This is a genomic window from Acinetobacter sp. LT1 (genome assembly GCF_059800965.1).
The window spans coordinates 64,913-83,385 of the sequence record NZ_JBBAXE010000004.1 but is presented as its reverse complement, the minus strand read 5'-3'; the positions used below and the strand labels follow the sequence as shown (position 1 = coordinate 83,385).

The window sequence follows — 18,473 nt, the reverse complement described above, 5'->3', positions numbered from 1 at the left end:
ATCATTGCGTAAAAATGTAACTGCACATTATCACCTTGTTTATGACCAACGCCAAACGGCTTTTTGTAGGAAAATATTAATTTTTCATAGATAAAACCGTTTTATTAGCATTTTTTAAGCAAAAAAAGAAAGCAAGCTTACTTTTTTAAGTTTGCTTACTTTCTTTATGAATATTTAACTTCTAAGTTTTCTTTTTGGACTATTGTTTTTAGATCATTTTATTTACTGCTTGCCATCATAAATTTGATCAAAAATAGCACCGTTTGCAAAATGAGTTTTCTGAGCTTTAGCCCAACCACCGAACACATCATTAATGGTAAATAATTTAATTTTTGGGAATTGCACTGCATATTTCGCAGCCACTTGAGCATTACGCGGTCGGAAATAATGTTTAGCAGCCAATTCTTGGCCTAAAGGTGAATATAAAAAGTTCAGATAACCTTTTGCCAAGGTTCGGTTTCCATCTTTATCTACGGTTTTATCTACAATCGCTACGGATGGTTCAGCCAAAATTGAAATTGATGGATAAACAATTTGATATTTATCCTTATCAGGTCCTTTCGTCGCCAACAAAGCTTCATTTTCCCAAGACAACAAAACATCACCAATGCCACGTTCGGCAAATGTCGTAAGTGAACCACGGGCTCCCGAATCTAGAACTTTCACATTGTGATAAAGTTTTTTAACTAGCTCTCGAGCCTTAGTGTCATTTCCACCTGGCTGTTTTAATGCATATCCCCATGCAGAAAGATAAATCCAACGCGGTGCGCCACCTGTTTTAGGGTTAGGAGTGATAATTTCCACACCTGGTTTTGTTAAATCATTCCAGTCGCGTATATTTTTTGGGTTACCTTTTCGTACTAGAAACACGACAGTCGAAGTATACGGGGCAGAATTATTTGGGAATTCTTTTTGCCAGTTCGGCTGAATAAACCCAGCTTTCACAATCTCATCAATATCATTCGCTAATGCTAACGTTACTACATCAGCTTCAAGTCCTGTGGCTACCGCGCGGGCTTGTTTGCCAGATCCACCATGTGACTGTTTGAATTCAACGTCTTGCCCTGTTCGCTGTTTCCAAAATTTACCAAATGCTTGGTTATATTCTTGATAGAACTCTCGAGTCGGATCATAAGAAACATTTAAAAAAGAGGTCGCTGCTTGAGCCGCTGTTGTTGCTATTCCCACATATAAAGCGACAGCTATTATTGATATTTTTTTCATTTACAAAATCCATCATTCGTTTTAGTTTAACTATATTTTTAATTTTATTTTTTACAATCAATTACTTATATTTATATCTTTTTTATTAATCTTTTTTAGATATATAGCTTAGAATGTCTAAGTTATTTCATTTTTGAAAAATTTTGTAATTATTCTTACAACTTATTTTAGACCTTCACTTTATCTACACATTAATTTGTTAAATAATGAAGCGTAAAGGATACATAGGGTCTACATTTGAGTCGACCAGTTTAAAATATAGGTAAATTTTGTAAAAAGTGTGACACAGTTCCACTTTTTTATTAATATTTATGTTTAAATCGTAGCATTACCGTAATTTTACATTTTGTTAAACTCAAAAAATAGATGAAATGTAATGAAACAGAGGGGATGATTAACAATGAAAATTCATTATGGAAAAGCTTTAAGCTTAAGTTTGGTGCTGAGTTTGGCATCACAGTTTTCTGCAGCAGCAGTACTTAAAGATACTCCAAGCAAAACTGGTTCAGAGAAGCAGACTTCGCTTATTGAAAAAGCTTTAGATCAGCAGAAACGTAACCCTATTGTGTTACCTTCTACAAATGATGAGCTTAAAGTTCTAAATACGATTCGCGTTACACCAACTCAAAATTTTCTTGCTGCACAACACGAACGTTTTTCACGTTTTGTTCAGGCAATCTTTCAGCCCCATGCTTCTTAAAATCTGAAACACCCCCTCTTCGTTTCAGTTTTAGCCCAGCCTGACGTTAAATAAAACGTCAGAATACTGGGCTTTTTCGTTATAATAGTTTCAATTTTTATTTTGACCCTTTATCTATGAAAGTTCGTACTCGTATTGCACCTTCCCCTACCGGTTTTCCTCATGTTGGCACAGCCTATATTGCTTTATTTAACATGTGTTTTGCGAAACAACATGGCGGAGAATTTATTTTAAGGATTGAAGATACAGACCAACTTCGTTCTACACCAGAGTCTGAAAAAATGATTTTGGATTCATTACGTTGGTTAGGTTTGAATTGGTCTGAAGGTCCAGATGTAGGTGGCCCACATGCACCATATCGCCAATCTGAACGTATGGGAATTTATAAGCAATACGCATTAGAACTTGTTGAAAAAGGTCATGCTTTTTACTGTTTCGCAACCGCAGAAGAACTTGACCAAATGCGTGCTGAACAACAAGCACGTGGCGAGACACCAAAATATGACGGCCGCGGTTTAAAACTTTCTCAAGAAGAAGTGACTCGACGTCTTGAAGCGGGTGAACCTCATGTCATTCGTATGAAAGTGCCTGAAGAAGGTGTTTGTAAATTTAACGACTTGCTACGTGGAGAAGTTGAAATTCCTTGGGCTCAAGTCGATATGCAAGTCCTTCTTAAAACAGATGGTTTACCAACTTACCATTTAGCTAACGTTGTTGATGACCATTTAATGGAAATCACTCATGTATTGCGTGGTGAAGAATGGCTTCCTTCTGCACCAAAGCATCAGTTGCTTTACCAATATTTTGGTTGGGAAATGCCAACTCTTTGCCACATGCCACTGTTACGTAACCCAGATAAATCAAAACTATCTAAACGTAAAAATCCGACATCAATTAACTACTACCGCGATATCGGTGTATTACCAGAAGCCTTACTCAACTATTTAGGCCGTATGGGTTGGTCAATGCCAGATGAAAGAGAAGTTTTCACATTACAAGACATGATGGATAACTTTGAAGTTCAACGTGTATCACTAGGCGGACCAATTTTTGACGTTGAAAAATTGAACTGGCTTAACGGTCAGTGGATCAAAGGGTTAACTCCAGGTCAATTATTAGACCGTTTATTAACATGGAAGAGTGATCGCAACACTTTAGAAGACATTGCTGCCGCTATTCAACCACGTATTAATTTACTTTCAGAAGCTGTGAATTGGGCTGGTTTCTATTTTAACCATATGCCACAAATTACTGCTGAAATGTTTGAAAGTAAAAAATTGACTCAAGAGCAAGTTCGTCAAAGTTTACAATTTGCAATTTGGCGTCTTGAAGGTCAGTTTACTTGGAATAATGACACCGTTAGCCAAACCCTAATGGATCTTGCGAATCAGATGGGCATCAAATTACGTGATTTCATGCCAGCGTTCTTTATTGCAATTGCCGGTTCAACGAGTTCAACACCAGTGATGCAATCAATGGTTACGCTTGGACCTGATTTAACTTTCGCTCGCTTACGTCATGCCTTAGAAATTGTGGGCGGACCGAGCAAGAAAGAAGTTAAAAATTGGGAAAAACTCAATGAGAGCTTAAAATTGCCGAAAAATGACGCAACTAGCGAAGTTTAATTCATTTTTTTGTTGACGTGTGAGCGCATTCACCCTAAGATTGCGCTCACACAAACTGGGGTCATAGCTCAGTTGGTAGAGCGCTACAATGGCATTGTAGAGGTCAGCGGTTCGATCCCGCTTGACTCCACCACGCTCCTTTGTGTTTGCCTCATCAAGTCCCTATCGTCTAGAGGCCTAGGACATCGCCCTTTCACGGCGGTAACCGGGGTTCGAATCCCCGTAGGGACGCCATATTCTGCTTTAAAAATTATAAAAAGACTCTATCGTCACCTTACTGTTTATTCTTTATCTCTTTCTAGATTGCACATTTGTCTATTTTATCTAAAATAGCGTCTTTCTTAATTCTCTCAATGTGTAATATGCAGCCATCTGACAATCAACTAGATGCTCATCAGCATCAGAACAGTACTGCACCTTTAAAAAGAGCCATGAGCACTCGCCATCTTGTGATGTTATCACTGGGCGGAGCGATCGGAACTGGTCTATTTTTAGGTTCAGGGGAAGTCATTTCACAAACTGGAGCTATTGGCGCAATTATTGCCTATATTCTTGGTGGCGCGATCGCTTACATGGTCATGCTCTGCCTAGGAGAACTCGCTGTACACATGCCTGTTTCAGGTTCTTTTGGTGCCTATGCCAAAAAATATATCAGTCCAAGTACTGGCTATATGATTTCTTGGATGTACTGGCTCACCTGGACTGCAACGCTTGGAACCGAATTCACTGCCGCAGCCCTACTCATGCAAGAATGGTTTCCACAGATTTCTATGTGGATTTGGACAATTATTTTTGCAGTTACTATCTTTGGCTTAAATATTAGTTCAACGCGTATTTTTGCTGAATCTGAGTTTTGGCTGGCTCTTGTTAAAGTCGTTACTGTCATTGCCTTTATTGTGCTCGGCCTATTAGCAATTTTTGGTTTAATTCCATTCCATGGTGCCCAAACTGCTCCACTATTTAGCAATCTTACGGCTCAAGGCTGGTTCCCTCATGGTTTAATTCCTATTTTTACGACCATGTTAATTGTTAACTTTGCATTCTCAGGAACCGAATTAATTGGTGTAGCAGCTGGCGAAACAAAAGATCCGGCTCAAAATGTACCAAAAGCGATTAATGCCGCGATCTGGCGCCTCCTTATTTTCTTTGTGGGTACCATCATTGTCATTAGCGCCTTACTTCCTTTCCAACTTGCAGGTTTAGGCGGTGACGGTGTAAGTAGCAGTCCTTTTGTGACGGTATTTAATTATATTGGCATTCCATATGCGGATGACATTATTAGGTTTGTAATCATCACAGCTCTGCTTTCAGCAGCCAACTCTGGCCTATATGCAGCTTCACGTATGATGTGGTCTCTATCAGAACAAAAATTACTACCTAGTGTGTTTGCGACTTTATCAAAAAGTGGAACACCAATCGTAGCCCTAGTTGTAACTATGTTCGGCGCAATTCCAGGTTTATTATCAGAGCAATTTGCACCTGAGACTATTTTTAAGAATCTGCTGGGTGTAGCTGCTTTTACCATGGTCATTGTATGGATGAGCATTTGTTTAAGTCAGTTCAACTTCCGCCGCCAATGGTATAGATCAGGTCATACAGTTAAAGACTTACAATATGCTGCGCCTTTATTCCCTATTGTGCCAATTTTAGGTTTTGTTTTCTGTTTCATTACTTGCTTGAGTATGGCAGCAGACCCTGAAATGCGCGCTGGTTTTGTAGGCTGTCTTATTTTTACAGCTTTATGTTATGTCAGTTATTTTATTTTTTATCGCAATAAAGACTAAACCCGTCGTTATTCAATTAAAGTGTAGCAAAAAGCTACACTTTTTTTTGCCTATATACTGGTTTTAAATAACATACCGTTGTAGATTAAAATTTATATTAAAAACAAAATCTTGTATAGAATGAAAATTATATTTATCCACGGGATGAATCAACAAAACTACACAGCACATCGCTTGAAAGAGCATTGGTTAAAAGTATTCAAGCTCGGCCTAAAACAAATGCCTTGCAAAGTTAATGTCCGCGATCTTCATATCCACATGCCATTTTATGGCGACTTAATGACCAAATACCAATTAAGTAACCAATTAGACCTTAACACGTTGTTACCTAAGTCATTTTTTAATAATTATTTCCCTATTAACGTACACCCAAGTAATCCTCCTACTAGAGAGCACACTCCATTTGTTCCGTTGTTACGTCCCTCAACCGATCAAACTGATAAAAGCTTCTCAGAACGGCTTTATCTCACTTCTCAATTAGTTAAAGATCGTGTACTGAAAGAACTAGTTGTTTTATTAAATAACTTTCCTAAACTGCATGAAAGTTTGATTCAACAATTCCTCATCGAAACCTATATGTATCTATCTAACCCAGAGTTTATGGAGGAAGTACATCAAAGAATTTTAAAGAAAATGCGAGAAGACGAAGATTATATTGTGGTCGGACACTCTCTTGGTTCAGTTATCGCTTTCCAATTATTATCAGATCCATCTTATCAATTCTCAGTTAAGCGTTTTATCACCCTAGCTTCCCCTTTATCTTTTCGCGTGATTCAAAGTAAGCTCCCGAGTCCAATTTCTAGACCGCCATGTATTTACGGTGATTGGTTTAATTTTTACTCTCAGGATGATTTTTTGACTGCATTTCCATTGTGTGAAGCCCCATTTAATTTTGAACCTGCCATTATTAATCAGAAAATTTATACTTTCGCCAACCAGCCGCATGAGATTTTAGGATATTTACAACATCCGTCGGTTATAAAGGCAATTATTGAACCTTTTCAGAAAAATGAGGGCTAAATGTATATATTTTCTACAATTTGAGTTATTTTTAATCGCTTGACTGTTTTTTTTAATATTTCTTCAGAAAACTATTTGACACTTTTATTAAATCGACCTAATATACGCCCACCTCTGAAACGTCCCTATCGTCTAGAGGCCTAGGACATCGCCCTTTCACGGCGGTAACCGGGGTTCGAATCCCCGTAGGGACGCCAATATTTTTTCAGATGTATGCCTCATATAAGTCCCTATCGTCTAGAGGCCTAGGACATCGCCCTTTCACGGCGGTAACCGGGGTTCGAATCCCCGTAGGGACGCCAAATTCTAAAAAGCCACTGCATAACGTCAGTGGCTTTTTTCTTGCCTAAAAAAATGAAAAGCTAATCAATGATTAGCTTTTCATATGCTCTCTCAACCCGCAATTCCCACTTGTACTTCAAGGCGACCTGACTGCACTCGTAGTCCTCTAATTTCAAACTGATCTACGAGCTGCTGCACAAGCTCACGACTTTCTCTCAAAATATTCAAGCCCGGTAAAATACTAAAATCAGTCAAACTTAAAAGCTTTTCAACCATCCATGAACGGTTGTTAATAAAGTCAATAAATCCTGCTTGCTCTAGGTCAATAAACCACATGCGATGCCCATCGCGTTGGATTCCGGGAATATCGCCAATCAAGTGATTAATGAGTGATGGAATAGGCAACATATTTACGACTTCGAAACCAACTCGACCAATACGGCGCACAGCCCAATTTGACAAGGTGCCGCCATGTCGAATCTGAACATCAAGACTTTCATCCATTTGTCGCAAACGTAAGAATTTTTCCTGCCCAATACGACATTCCAATACTTTAAAATCTAAACTCAAACGATACATGAAGCGATGATAATGCCCATCGATCTCGACTTGGAAACTGTCATTGCCGCATTTAATTTTAATATCATCAATTTCGGAGCGATCAATGCGCTTACGAATTTGATTATTTAATAACATTTCGGGTAAGTACAACGTTAAGGTACTTTTGCCCAAAAAAGTTCGCGCCATAATCAACGCGACTTGGCGTGCTGTTTCACTGGTTTCAGACACCATATCTCTTACAGTACCTGCTGCCAGATTTGTCATTCCGACAACTCCACGTCGTGTATGAGTAGTTACTTGATCGAGTGCGTCCAAAGCAGCATCAGCAACCTCTGCAATATTACGTGTCGTGTCGCTAGCAAACCCAACTGCATCTTGGGCATGTTGCAATGTCTTATGCAGTAATCGACGAGATAATGACGGTTTAGCGGTATCTGGGGTAGCTAAAACCGATGCTGTCGTTGTAGGCTGCGACTTATTGTCATCTTGTTGACCCAAGTCCCTCTCTCCTTTTTATATTTATCCCACATCCTATTCGAGTATTTAAGCTCATTTATTGTGCTAATCACACTTCATTTTTCTGTAGATTAGCATGCTCTACAATATTATTTTAATTTTTATGTGTACGGATAAATCATCTGTTTTTTATATTTCTTTGTTTATTCATAAGTAATTTTTCTGCTAACTCAACGCATTTCATCGATATCTTACAAATTTTTTTCTTTCTGCACATTTCCGTTAGAATAGATTCAAACTAAATGTGGAGTTCTCATGCAATATCGTTGCCCTAAATGTCAAAGTGTTAAAATTATGCCTGTGAGCCAAGGCGTGAACAGCGCAAAACCTGTCGTTCCTAAAAGTCTGGTTATCTTGATTCCTGCAATTTTTGTGCTTTTACTGTTAGTAGTCATTAGCATCTTTATGTGGATTTTTGGCAATGGTGCAGGTAGTTCTCTTCAAATCGCAACAGTAGTTGCATTTGTGGTTACTGTAGGGGCTGGTTTTATGTTCTGGCGTGATTTGCCTGATTTTAAATTGTCTATGCAAGCATTTATGCAGTCACAAAAACACTGGAAATGCCGTGACTGCAATAACGAATGGGAAATTTAAAAAAACTGTTCACATCAGCTTAATGCTGATGTGAATGTGCATTATCTGCTTCATCATGTTTATGCGAAGCATGCTGAGCAATGTGCTGACAATTAATCTCGGCATCGTCCTCAATTTGCAATGTCACTTCACCAATACCATGTTCATGAGAAAGCATTTCAACAGCATCTTGATACAACTTGGTACGATCAGCTTCAGGCGCAAATAAGTGCACGGTTAAATGGATATTTTTAGAAGTAATCGCCCACACTTTGAGTTGGTGAATACTCTCAACACCATTTAAAGAAAGTAAATCTGCACGTAGCTTCTCAATATCGACCTCTTCGGGTACACCTTCGAGCAAAATGTTAATACTTTGCTTAAGTAAAACCCATGTTCTTGGCAACACCCAAAATCCAATCAGTACTGCAATAAGCGTGTCAATCCAGTACCAATTAGTGAAGTAAATAATAATTGCACCAATAATAACGCCTACCGAGCCTAGTGCATCACTCAATACTTCTAGATAAGCACCTTTCACATTTAGGCTGTTATTGGCACTCGACATTAAAAGTTTCATTGAAATGAGGTTAATTACTAAACCAATAGTCGCTACAACCAGCATACCCACACTTTGAATTTCGGGTGGCTTAGAGAAACGGATATAGGCTTCATATAAAATATAAATTGCCACCACGAACAGCATGAGTGCATTAAATAAAGCGGCCAGAATTTCAAAGCGTTGATAACCAAAAGTACGCTTATTATCAGCGGGACGTTTTGAAATCTGAATTGCGACCAGAGCAATTGCCAAAGCAGCTGCATCTGTAAACATATGCGCAGCGTCAGAGAGCAACGCCAGACTTTGTGTGATTAAACCTGCAATAACCTCAACAATTAAAAATGTCGTAGTAAGCGCCAAGGCAATCGTTAATTTCTTGGCATTACCTTCAGTCACTACAGCATGACTATGGTCATGACCATGTTGTCCACCCATTTTGCGGACTCCTTATTATTTATCTTTATGGTGAGGTAAAAGTAACCATGAATTCATGCTTACCTTTACCTGTTTCAAATACTTTTCTGACTCAAACTTTTTCATCAAAAAAGATATCTCAAATCGATGACATTATGAATGCTCAACTTTATTCGTCTTGCTTTCATTCATCCATCGATAAATGACTGGCAATAAAACCAGCGTTAGTATCGTAGATGAAATAATGCCACCGATTACTACCGTTGCCAAAGGTCGTTGTACCTCTGCACCAGTTCCAGTTGCCAAAGCCATTGGAATAAAACCAAGTGAAGCAACAAATGCCGTCATTAATACAGGGCGTAGTCGCAGTACAGCACCTTTCCAAGTAGCTGCATGAACATCTAGGGTTGCTCTTAGCTCTTTAATGAATGTGAGCATGACCAAACCATTCAATACCGCAACACCTGATAAAGCGATAAACCCGACTCCAGCAGACATAGAAAGCGGAATATCTCTCAGCCACAAAGCGACTAATCCACCAGATAAAGCGAAAGGAACTCCGCTAAATACAAGTAAGCTGTCTTTAAAATTACTAAATACCGCCATCAGCAATACAAAGATCATGATGAGCGCCATCGGTACAACGATTTGCATTCTTGCAGTGGCAGAAGCAAGATTCTCAAACTGTCCTCCATAACCCAACCAATAACCGCTAGGTAGCTTTTGCTGCGCCAGTTTGCTTTGCATCTCTTGTACAAAAGACCCAAGGTCACGATCACGCACATTTGCCGTCACAATCACTCGGCGTTTGCCATTTTCACGGCTCACTTGAGCAAGGCCCAGAATATTCTCAACCTTGGCAACGTCTTGTAACTGGATCAGACCGCCGTTTGGTAAGCGAATCGGTAATTGTGCTAGCTGCTGAGGCGTACGCATGTTTTCCTGTAAGCGAATCACGAAATCGAAACGTCTATCGCCCTGTAAAATTTGCCCTACACTCTGTCCTCCAATACTCGCAGCGACAATATCCTGAATAGACTTGACTGATAATCCATATTGAGCCGCTAGTGCATGATTAACATCTACATTAAGTAATGGCAAACCATCGGTCTGTTCGACTTTGACTTCACTAGCACCTGGAATGCTACGTAGCTGTTGGGCTATTTTTTCTGCTTCCTGATTGAGGACTTGCATATCATCCCCAAAAACTTTCACCCCGATATCACTACGGACACCTGAAATGAGTTCATTAAAACGTAGTTCGATGGGTTGCGAGAATTCACTGTTATTACCAGGAATCTGATTCACGAATTGCAGCATTCTGGTACGCAATTCATCTACCGTTTCCTTCTGATTAGGCCATTGATCATGTGGCTTTAGTAAAACAACACCATCGGAAATATTAGGAGGCATGACATCGGTAGCAACCTCGGCTGTTCCTGTTCTTGCAAAAATAGCCTTAATTTCAGGAAAAGCTTTGAGTAACTGCTTTTCTACGGTCTCTTGAATCCTAAGTGATTCCTCTATACCAGTACTTGGCGCACGCATGAGTTGCAAGGCAAAATCCCCCTCACTGAGTTGAGGCGCAAACTCACTACCTACTCTTGTTGCAATTGCACCAGTAAGAATCAAGATGCTGACTGCTGCTGTTACAACAACATATCGGAAAGCATAAGCTTTATCGAGTAAGCCTGCATAACCTTTTTTCAGCATCATCATCCAGCGGCTTTCTTTTTCCTTCACTTCACCCGTAACAAACAGAGCTACTGCTGCTGGCACAAAGGTCACAGATAAAATAATTGCTCCTAATAATGCTAGGACAACGGTCATTGCCATAGGATGAAACATCTTTGCTTCAACGCCTGCTAAAGCAAAAATTGGTAGGTACACGACCATAATGATGATCTGACCAAATATTAATGGTCGGCGTGCCTGTTTAGCCGCTAGAAAGACCTCAGTGAAACGTTCGGAACGTGTTAATAAGCGACCTTTTAAATGCTGCGCTTCAGCTAAACGCCGAATACAGTTTTCAACAATAACAACGGCCCCATCAACAATGATCCCGAAGTCCAAAGCACCCAAACTCATCAGGTTGGCACTGATTTTTTGTTCCGCCATACCTGTTAAGGTAAAAAGCATTGCCAATGGGATAATACAAGCAGTGATTAAAGCGGCGCGAAAGTTTCCTAAAAAAATAAAAAGGATAACGATGACTAAAATCGCCCCTTCAATCAAATTTTTAGCTACTGTTTTAATCGCTTTATCTACGAGGCTACTACGATCATAGACTGTTTCAATCACCACGCCCTGAGGGAGTGATCTTTGAATTTCCTGAACTTTGTCGTCAATCGCCTTAGCAATAGTTTTACTGTTTTCACCCATCATCATCATGGCGATACCTAAAACAGTTTCCTGTCCATTATAGGTAGCACCACCTGTACGCAAATCATGACCAATCGATACTGACGCTACATCCGCAACCCGTATAGGTAAACCGTTTTTAGTGGCGACCGTAACATTCTGGATATCTTGTATCGATGTCAGCATACCCGGAACACGAACTGTGAGTTGCTGACCATTCTCTTCAATAAATCCAGCACCGCGGTTTTCATTATTATTTTGAAGCGCATCCTGTAAGTCGGTGAGTGGAATTTGCAACTGTTGTAACCGTGTCAGATCTGGAGAGACCACATAGGTTTTGTTATATCCACCAATGCTATTAACCTCGGCTACCCCTTGTACACGTTGTAACTGGGGCCGAATAATCCAGTCTTGAATTTCACGCAGGTCCATCGCGCTATAAGCTGAACCATCTGCTTTTTTAGCATTTGGCTCTGCTTTTACCACCCATTGATAAATCTCACCGAGTCCAGTCGAAATTGGAGACATTTGCGGATCAATGCTATCTGGTAAAGCACTCTTAGCTTCTTGTAAACGTTGGTTAATCAGCTGTCTTGCCCAGTAAATGTCAGTACCATCTTTAAAGATAATCGTGACCTGAGAAAGACCATATCTGGAAATTGAACGAGTCTGTTCCAGATTGGGAATACCAGACATGGCATTTTCAATCGGATAAGTAATTCTTTGCTCAACTTCAGGTGCTGTAAAACCATTGGCCTGACTATTGATCTGCACCTGTACATTGGTGATATCAGGCACGGCATCAATTGAAAGTTTTTGGTAGCTATAAATTCCGACACCAATCCAAGCAATAACAAACATCATGACCCAAATGGCGTTGTTAATTGAAAACTGAATGATCCGATCAAACAAACCTTCAGCCTCTGGCAAATCAGGTTTATTAATGTCCATGCTCAGCCTCCCCTTTTTCAAGTTCGGACTTAAGCAAGAAACTACCTTGAGTCACATATTGCTGTTTTTCAGTAATTCCTGATTTAACTTCTACCCATTGTGCATCTGAAGAATAATTGCCTAACTCAACGGCAACAGGGGCAAAATGAATTTTGTCCTTCTCCTGTTTTGCAATAAAGACGACATTCTTTCCATCAATCTGTTGTATCGCTGTCTTGTTAACCCGTAATACAGTCGCTGCATTATTTTGTTTCAGTAACACATTGACCATTAAGTTAGGGCGTAATTCTTTTGAAGGTGTTAGTACCTTGGCACGAACCTGTAAACGACCAGTTTGAGTATCTGCTTCTGAAGTTAGGCTTTGCACCTGCGCTTTAAAAATATTGTTCGTTTGCAACGATTTAAATTCAATTTCCTGATTAGGCTGAATATTGGTATTTGCACTTGGTAGCACAAACTCGACCCATAACTGATCCAGGCGATCAATAACAAATAATTGTTTTTCAGGACCAATTTGCTCACCAATGACAATATCTTTATTACTGATTACACCACTTAAAGGTGCAGTTAAAACATATCGGCCTTTACTTGAGCGATTCGCTCCCAATGCAGATAAACGGCTATTTGCAGCCTGCACTTGAATCTGCGCCTGACGATATGCATTGTAAGCGCGCTGGTAATCTTGACGTGCTGAAACCCCTTGTTCCCACAATTGTTTTTCACGTTGATAATCTTGCTGCGCTAATGTCAGTGCTTCTTGTGCCATGCTTAAGTTAGCTTGTTGATCGACCAAATCCGGTACAAATAAAGTCGCAAGCGCTTGACCCTTTTCAACTTGTTGTCCCAACGCAACATTTACGCTATCTACACGCGCAGAAAACGTTGAAGAGACATGTGCTTGCTGGTCTGTATTTACAACGAGTTTGGCAGGATAAGAGAGGGTCTGTTCAACTTCTCCACGTCCTACTTGCTCTAATTTCACTCCATATTCAACCAGTTGCTTAGAAGTGAGGTTTAAACTTCCTTCCTCTTTTTCAGATTCCTCATGACCAGCTTCACCCTCTGCATGCGCTTCTTCACCTTCATCAGTATTAGGCTGTTTTTTTCCAGAGAAAAATAACCAAGCACTTAAAGCAAGGCAGACAATCAGCAACAAAAGAGCAATAAGCCATTGGTTTTTCATTTTTTTAACTGACATTACTCTGCCCCTCCAACTGTCGGCAACTGATAGGTGTCTTGCCATAAATTTTGATTAATTTGATTTAATGCATCTCCAGACATCACCATATTTGGATCGATCCCGAGAGCTAAACTTTCTGCCTCAATTGCTTTTTGCCAAGCAGATTTAAGGAGTTGAACTTTCTTCAAACGTTGTTCTTGTAATTGAAGGGTAGATTGCTGAACATCAGTAATTGCAAATTTACCGACCTTAAAGCCAAGCAACATTTTCTCTTGTACCGTCTCTGATAAAGGGATTTGCTGCTCATTCATTAAATTATATTGCTGCTTTAAACCCGCTAACTCGTACTGTAGAGTACGGATGGAATTCTGGCTTTGCTTTTTATAAAAGCTCTGCTGCTGGTCAATTAAATCAAGTTTGCTTTGAGCAACTTTTAGTGCATATTGCTGGCGATTAAAAATGTTTAAAGGAACTGCTATACCTACTCGGATCTGATTTTCGGTACTGCTCGTTTCTGCGGTTTTACTACGAACCACGCCCATATTTACAGTAGGCGTAGGCCGATTTTTTGCCTTTAAATAATTAATTTCAGAATTTTGTTGTATTGCTTGAAGCCGCAGGGACTGTTCTAACAAATTCTGTTTTAGATATTGATCGATATCACCTTCATTTTTTAAAGGCCACACACTTTTTATATCTGGACGTAACGTGAAGTTATCTTCTGTCTCACCCCATAAGTTAGCCAATTTTCTTTTAGCACTACTCAGTGATAATTCAACTTCCTGATATAAACGCTGATTTTCAACATGCGTCATGAGAGTTCGATCTAAATCAACCTGAGCAATACTGCCTGCCTGAAAGCGTAAGCGGGTAGCATCAAGAAGATTTTTACTCGTTCTTAACTGGGCTTTAGCAACTTCATGTTCAAGCTCTAAAATAGATACTTGTGACCATAAATATTTTACCGCCAGCTTCAGTTGAGCCTCATATAAAACCTGATTTAACTCAACTTGATTTTGCTGAACACTTGCTAGTTTTTTTGCTGCGGAACGTACACCAAAAATATCTAGTTTTTGCGAGATCCCAAGTTCTAATTCCTGATCTTTTCCAGATTTAAAACCCGTTTGCTGTACAGAAACCGTCGGATTTTCCCATAGCTGGCTCTGTTTGATATTGCTCTCGGCGATATCTTGTTGAGTTTGCCAAATTCCTGTTTGAGTCTGAAACTGCTTAACCTGATCGAGCACCTGTTCAAACGTTAAAACATTCTGTACACGCTGTGGTTGTGTATTCTCAGCAAGGTTCTGATTTGAACTGGCTGCGTTTGTTACGACACCAGTTGAAAGTGCAACAGCAACAACTAATGATTTAAATACCCAAGATGTGCTCAGACTAACGAAACGCTTTTCGTATAAAAAAATAGACATAAATTAACCCTATGAAATAAATAATATTTCTGGTGGGCTAATTTTCGGCTACCCCACCTATAGCAGGGCTAAAACAGGAGGCGGGTCTTGTTTAGAGATATGAGGGGACTTATAAGAATTGGACCAATAATATTGTTGTTTTGGCTCAGATGACTGTATTAACGGTGAAACAAGTTTTTCTTGTGCTTCTACAATCACAACATGAAAACATGAAGGCAAATGGTCATGATGATCGGACAAGTTTAAGGGAGCTTTATGAGTCCCTACGATATCTGTCTTTTCCGTATGGCTATGCTGTGAAGCTTCATAACTCAACGCTGCATGATGACCAAAATGATGTAATGCCTTTTCCTGATTTTCATGGGCGCAAAATGCCGCTGCCACATTCCATAAACTTTGGAATATAAGCAAACAGAATAAGACGGACATGAAAAGTGCAGAACGTGGCAACAGCACACCATTAAACTAAGAAGTTGAACAAAGCCACTATAGCAGGCAGTGGGCATGTAATAAAATTACATCTATAAGTAGCAGTATAGAAGCGATTCTAATCTCGCCTGAGTAAAGATAAGAATAAATCATTAAGAATCTCTATCTTTACTCATAGGAAACTAATTATTAAGTAATTAGTTTCCTACAAAAGAAATTATTTACGCTTACAAGTTAAATGAGGGTTCTTACTTTCTTCAGCTTTAGCTTTTGTTTCTTGCTGAGACTTAATATTCTTTTCGAGGAATATTAACCCTCCATCAGCATGAGCCAAACTTGTTGAAAGAAGTAAAACCATCAAAGCCGATTTTGTATTTAGTTTAATAGACATAATAATCACCAGATCTAAATATTCCGAATTTATTTAAGGACTTAGCCCAGAAATAAAATTAATTTTTCGCATGCTTTAGTTAATCAATTCAGGACAAATCTTCTGAGTCTCTAAGAAGCATGCGGATATACTTTCATTTCATTTTTAGAACCAACTAAACAATGAAGGGAGAACACCGTGTAGTCGCAACTCATCAAAAAGTTGGACTAAGGCTGCAACCCAGACAAACCACACCACCTGCGTTAAAAAAATACGGAAATGCTTCGGCGAAACCTGATAGAACTCAGGCTCTTTAAAATTTTTGAAACTTGGTAAAAAACGTGGAATTGTCTTTATATAATCTGAATATGCAGTTCCATATTTTTCACTCAGGAATGCTTCTTCTTGGCGTATAACAAAATGGTAGTAACAGAGAAAATAAAGTGTGAATAATATTGGGAAGATAAACGTCTCTGTAATCAACATGATCCCGACTCCACCCAGATAACTAAACAGATAGAGTGGATTTCTACATAAAGAATAGGGACCGTCTGTCACCAACTTGGCATTCTTAAATCCGGAAATGTAAAGACTGCACCATATTCTTCCCATTACTCCTATGCCCACAAAAAACCATCCAAAGAACCATAAAATATGTTCTATAAATGCCGCCTGGAAATGCCATTTACTAAAACTTAAAGCAAGAATAATAGCTAAAATCAGCCCAATCACTCGGGAGCTCACAGTTCTAACACGGGGGGTAAATAAAATATTCATTTCCATAAACCTCCATCACTGTGAATCATAAGAGATGAGATAACAGATTCATTAAAATGATATTTTTGTGTTCCAGAAAAATTTGTCAGAACTTTATATCCCGCCTTGTCATTAACATAAAGACGTGAATGTTTAAGCGAGTAATCTACATAGAAGATTGCTGCGCTTTGTTTGCACATATAATTAAGCATAAAATAACCCTTTGAAATAAATAAATTTCTGGTGGGTTATTTTTCGGCTACCCCACCTATAGCAGGGTTAAGACAGGAGGGGGATTTAAAGAGCCAAGATACGGAGACTGATAAGAATTAGACCAGTAATAAATTTGTGAAAGCTCATGTACACGCACAAAAGGTTCTTGAGCTTGTTGTGCATTTTCAGTCATCACTACATGAAAACATGAAGGTAAATGATCGTGATGATCTTGCCAGCTTAATGGAGCATTATCAGAATTTTCTACAATACCAACATGTTCAGTCTGCATATGGTCTGAAGATTGATATACATTTAAATCTGCATGATGACCGAAATGTTGTAATGCCTTTTCCTGATTTTTATGCACGCAAAATGCCGCTGCCACATTCCATAAGCTTTGGAATATAAGCAAACTAAACAAGACGGACATAAAAACTGTAGAACGTGACAACGGTACACCATGACAGTAAATTGCACAAAGTCACTATAGCAAGCGATACCAATGTAATAAAATTACAAAATGATTTTTGGTTAATTTATCGCTGTTTTAAAAAAGTTTTTTCTTTAGAAAAATTAATTTCCTGTTTGAGTTCCTGCAATGTATAAACTATTTTCTACCCTACTCGTTGTCGTCTGTTTAAATTTGAGTGCTTGTGCCACGACATTACTTTCAGAAGCTTTACCTAACGAAACCACAAAAACCGAGAAGATCATTTTAGCAAAAGATCAAATCATTGCCTTAGGTCAAACAGTTGAAAATGACCAAGAACAAGGTTTTGTATTTGTGGGGAAAGACTACAACTATTTAATGACTGACGGTAGCTCAAACCTTTTAAATATTATCAAAAGTATTCCAGCAGAACAGAGAAACTTAAAGACACCATCACCGCTTGTACTTGAGATGGATGATTCTACTCATTTTCATGGTGAAATAACGATTCGTTATAATATTCCCACTTATCAAATAGATGAAAAACAAAAAGAACTTTTAAATACATTAGGTTTTAAAAATCAATTTATGGCGATGGAAAATCAAAAACAAGTTTTCTACCCTTTTACCATAATCCGCTTTAAAGGAAAGATTTATCAAAAAGCAGATAATCAAAAGATTCAACAGCAGCTCCCAACTCCCTACCCAGTCGCTCTACAACAAAAAGATGAAATAACCAAGAAACATCCGTTTAAACGTGTAACACGCATGGCTTTATATCCTCTAGCAATGACCTTTGACGTGATTACGGTAGCTCCATCATTAATCTGGTCAGATTTACATGGTGACTTTAATAAATAAGATCTTTCACTCTTAAAATAAAAACTAGCCCTTAGGCTGGTTTTGTTTAAAGAAATTTCTTTTGTTTGATATTTATAAATTTTCTTAAAAGTCTTTTGCGCTAAATAATAGTTATTTTTTAATTTTAAAAGCTCTAATTTCACTTAAGAATGCAGCTATTCTCATAGTAATTTCACTTAGCGTAAAAACACGTGTAACTTTTATGTAAGCCAAAACTTCATTATTTTTCAT

The 18,473-nt window shown here is 38.7% G+C and carries 17 protein-coding genes and 4 tRNA genes; 10 read left to right on the top strand and 11 right to left on the bottom strand.

The genetic code is table 11. The annotated features are described in order from the left end of the window. Positions 1–222: 222 nt before the first annotated feature. Positions 223–1,224 carry a sulfate ABC transporter substrate-binding protein gene (locus tag WBW42_RS04970; protein ID WP_032057238.1) on the bottom strand — a complete coding sequence of 334 codons (1,002 nt, stop codon included), beginning with the start codon at positions 1,222–1,224 and terminating at the stop codon, positions 223–225. A gap of 400 nt (positions 1,225–1,624) precedes the next feature. Here WBW42_RS04970 and WBW42_RS04965 point away from each other — a divergent pair, with 400 nt between their 5' ends. The 8 genes from WBW42_RS04965 (at position 1,625) to WBW42_RS04930 (ending at position 6,655) form a co-directional block, all read left to right on the top strand. Continuing rightward, positions 1,625–1,924, top strand: coding sequence for a hypothetical protein (locus WBW42_RS04965; protein WP_002116889.1), 300 nt, complete (start codon positions 1,625–1,627; stop codon positions 1,922–1,924). A 116-nt stretch (positions 1,925–2,040) separates the two neighbouring features. Then, positions 2,041–3,549, top strand: a complete 1,509-nt coding sequence (gltX, locus tag WBW42_RS04960) for a glutamate--tRNA ligase (RefSeq protein WP_032057236.1) — start codon at positions 2,041–2,043, stop codon at positions 3,547–3,549. Positions 3,550–3,606: 57 nt separating this feature from the next. Next, positions 3,607–3,682 (top strand) — tRNA-Ala (locus tag WBW42_RS04955). A gap of 25 nt (positions 3,683–3,707) precedes the next feature. Further along, positions 3,708–3,783, top strand: a tRNA-Glu gene (locus WBW42_RS04950). 128 nt (positions 3,784–3,911) lie between these two features. After that, entirely contained in the window at positions 3,912–5,333 is a 1,422-nt protein-coding gene (locus WBW42_RS04945; protein ID WP_005067053.1) for an amino acid permease, read from the top strand. 120 nt (positions 5,334–5,453) lie between these two features. Continuing rightward, positions 5,454–6,353, top strand: a complete 900-nt coding sequence (locus WBW42_RS04940; protein WP_080777191.1) for a PGAP1-like alpha/beta domain-containing protein — start codon at positions 5,454–5,456, stop codon at positions 6,351–6,353. Positions 6,354–6,474: 121 nt separating this feature from the next. After that, positions 6,475–6,550, top strand: a tRNA-Glu gene (locus tag WBW42_RS04935). Between the two features lie 29 nt (positions 6,551–6,579). Further along, positions 6,580–6,655 (top strand) — tRNA-Glu (locus WBW42_RS04930). A gap of 91 nt (positions 6,656–6,746) precedes the next feature. On the opposite strand, the gene WBW42_RS04925 is transcribed toward WBW42_RS04930, so the two are convergent. After that, a complete protein-coding gene (locus WBW42_RS04925; protein ID WP_002116860.1) occupies positions 6,747–7,694 on the bottom strand; it encodes a hypothetical protein in 948 nt (315 codons plus the stop codon). A gap of 273 nt (positions 7,695–7,967) precedes the next feature. Here WBW42_RS04925 and WBW42_RS04920 point away from each other — a divergent pair, with 273 nt between their 5' ends. Continuing rightward, on the top strand, positions 7,968–8,306 hold the full coding sequence (locus WBW42_RS04920) for a hypothetical protein (RefSeq protein ID WP_002117013.1): 339 nt from the start codon (positions 7,968–7,970) through the stop codon (positions 8,304–8,306). 19 nt (positions 8,307–8,325) lie between these two features. On the opposite strand, the gene WBW42_RS04915 is transcribed toward WBW42_RS04920, so the two are convergent. From WBW42_RS04915 to WBW42_RS04875, 9 genes are all read right to left on the bottom strand, one after another. After that, positions 8,326–9,282, bottom strand: a complete 957-nt coding sequence (locus WBW42_RS04915) for a cation diffusion facilitator family transporter (protein ID WP_002116718.1) — start codon at positions 9,280–9,282, stop codon at positions 8,326–8,328. A gap of 132 nt (positions 9,283–9,414) precedes the next feature. After that, positions 9,415–12,573 carry an efflux RND transporter permease subunit gene (locus WBW42_RS04910; protein ID WP_017400513.1) on the bottom strand — a complete coding sequence of 1,053 codons (3,159 nt, stop codon included), beginning with the start codon at positions 12,571–12,573 and terminating at the stop codon, positions 9,415–9,417. Continuing rightward, entirely contained in the window at positions 12,563–13,771 is a 1,209-nt protein-coding gene (locus WBW42_RS04905) for an efflux RND transporter periplasmic adaptor subunit (protein ID WP_032057233.1), read from the bottom strand. The genes WBW42_RS04910 and WBW42_RS04905 overlap by 11 nt, the downstream gene beginning before the upstream one ends. Then, on the bottom strand, positions 13,771–15,180 hold the full coding sequence (locus WBW42_RS04900; RefSeq protein WP_032057232.1) for a TolC family protein: 1,410 nt from the start codon (positions 15,178–15,180) through the stop codon (positions 13,771–13,773). The genes WBW42_RS04905 and WBW42_RS04900 overlap by 1 nt, the downstream gene beginning before the upstream one ends. Before the next feature lie 57 nt (positions 15,181–15,237). After that, positions 15,238–15,630 (bottom strand): cation efflux protein, CzcI-like, encoded by a 393-nt coding sequence (locus WBW42_RS04895; protein ID WP_031944216.1) that lies wholly within the window; start codon positions 15,628–15,630, stop codon positions 15,238–15,240. A gap of 196 nt (positions 15,631–15,826) precedes the next feature. After that, positions 15,827–16,000, bottom strand: coding sequence for a hypothetical protein (locus WBW42_RS04890; protein WP_191113142.1), 174 nt, complete (start codon positions 15,998–16,000; stop codon positions 15,827–15,829). Positions 16,001–16,144: 144 nt separating this feature from the next. Beyond that, entirely contained in the window at positions 16,145–16,762 is a 618-nt protein-coding gene (locus WBW42_RS04885; RefSeq protein WP_002116753.1) for a methyltransferase family protein, read from the bottom strand. Next, positions 16,753–16,947 (bottom strand): hypothetical protein, encoded by a 195-nt coding sequence (locus WBW42_RS04880; RefSeq protein WP_005804517.1) that lies wholly within the window; start codon positions 16,945–16,947, stop codon positions 16,753–16,755. Before WBW42_RS04880 ends, WBW42_RS04885 begins: the two co-directional genes overlap by 10 nt. A 56-nt stretch (positions 16,948–17,003) precedes the next feature. Then, positions 17,004–17,402: a cation efflux protein, CzcI-like gene (locus WBW42_RS04875; RefSeq protein ID WP_032057229.1), complete on the bottom strand. Its 399-nt coding sequence runs from the start codon at positions 17,400–17,402 to the stop codon at positions 17,004–17,006. Positions 17,403–17,549: 147 nt separating this feature from the next. Between WBW42_RS04875 and WBW42_RS04870 the strand changes: the two genes are divergently transcribed. Continuing rightward, positions 17,550–18,242 (top strand): YidX family protein, encoded by a 693-nt coding sequence (locus WBW42_RS04870; protein ID WP_032057228.1) that lies wholly within the window; start codon positions 17,550–17,552, stop codon positions 18,240–18,242. Positions 18,243–18,473: the final 231 nt, after the last annotated feature.

Excerpts from the sequence above, each read along its gene's own strand:
- WBW42_RS04970 (WP_032057238.1), bottom strand. The coding sequence starts at position 1,224 with ATGAAAAAAATATCAATAATAGCTGTCGCTTTATATGTGGGAATAGCA.
- WBW42_RS04965 (WP_002116889.1), top strand. The coding sequence starts at position 1,625 with ATGAAAATTCATTATGGAAAAGCTTTAAGCTTAAGTTTGGTGCTGAGT.
- gltX (WP_032057236.1), top strand. The coding sequence starts at position 2,041 with ATGAAAGTTCGTACTCGTATTGCACCTTCCCCTACCGGTTTTCCTCAT.
- WBW42_RS04945 (WP_005067053.1), top strand. The coding sequence starts at position 3,912 with ATGCAGCCATCTGACAATCAACTAGATGCTCATCAGCATCAGAACAGT.
- WBW42_RS04940 (WP_080777191.1), top strand. The coding sequence starts at position 5,454 with ATGAAAATTATATTTATCCACGGGATGAATCAACAAAACTACACAGCA.
- WBW42_RS04920 (WP_002117013.1), top strand. The coding sequence starts at position 7,968 with ATGCAATATCGTTGCCCTAAATGTCAAAGTGTTAAAATTATGCCTGTG.
- WBW42_RS04915 (WP_002116718.1), bottom strand. The coding sequence starts at position 9,282 with ATGGGTGGACAACATGGTCATGACCATAGTCATGCTGTAGTGACTGAA.
- WBW42_RS04910 (WP_017400513.1), bottom strand. The coding sequence starts at position 12,573 with ATGGACATTAATAAACCTGATTTGCCAGAGGCTGAAGGTTTGTTTGAT.
- WBW42_RS04905 (WP_032057233.1), bottom strand. The coding sequence starts at position 13,771 with ATGTCAGTTAAAAAAATGAAAAACCAATGGCTTATTGCTCTTTTGTTG.
- WBW42_RS04900 (WP_032057232.1), bottom strand. The coding sequence starts at position 15,180 with ATGTCTATTTTTTTATACGAAAAGCGTTTCGTTAGTCTGAGCACATCT.
- WBW42_RS04890 (WP_191113142.1), bottom strand. The coding sequence starts at position 16,000 with ATGTCTATTAAACTAAATACAAAATCGGCTTTGATGGTTTTACTTCTT.
- WBW42_RS04885 (WP_002116753.1), bottom strand. The coding sequence starts at position 16,762 with ATGGAAATGAATATTTTATTTACCCCCCGTGTTAGAACTGTGAGCTCC.
- WBW42_RS04880 (WP_005804517.1), bottom strand. The coding sequence starts at position 16,947 with ATGCTTAATTATATGTGCAAACAAAGCGCAGCAATCTTCTATGTAGAT.
- WBW42_RS04870 (WP_032057228.1), top strand. The coding sequence starts at position 17,550 with ATGTATAAACTATTTTCTACCCTACTCGTTGTCGTCTGTTTAAATTTG.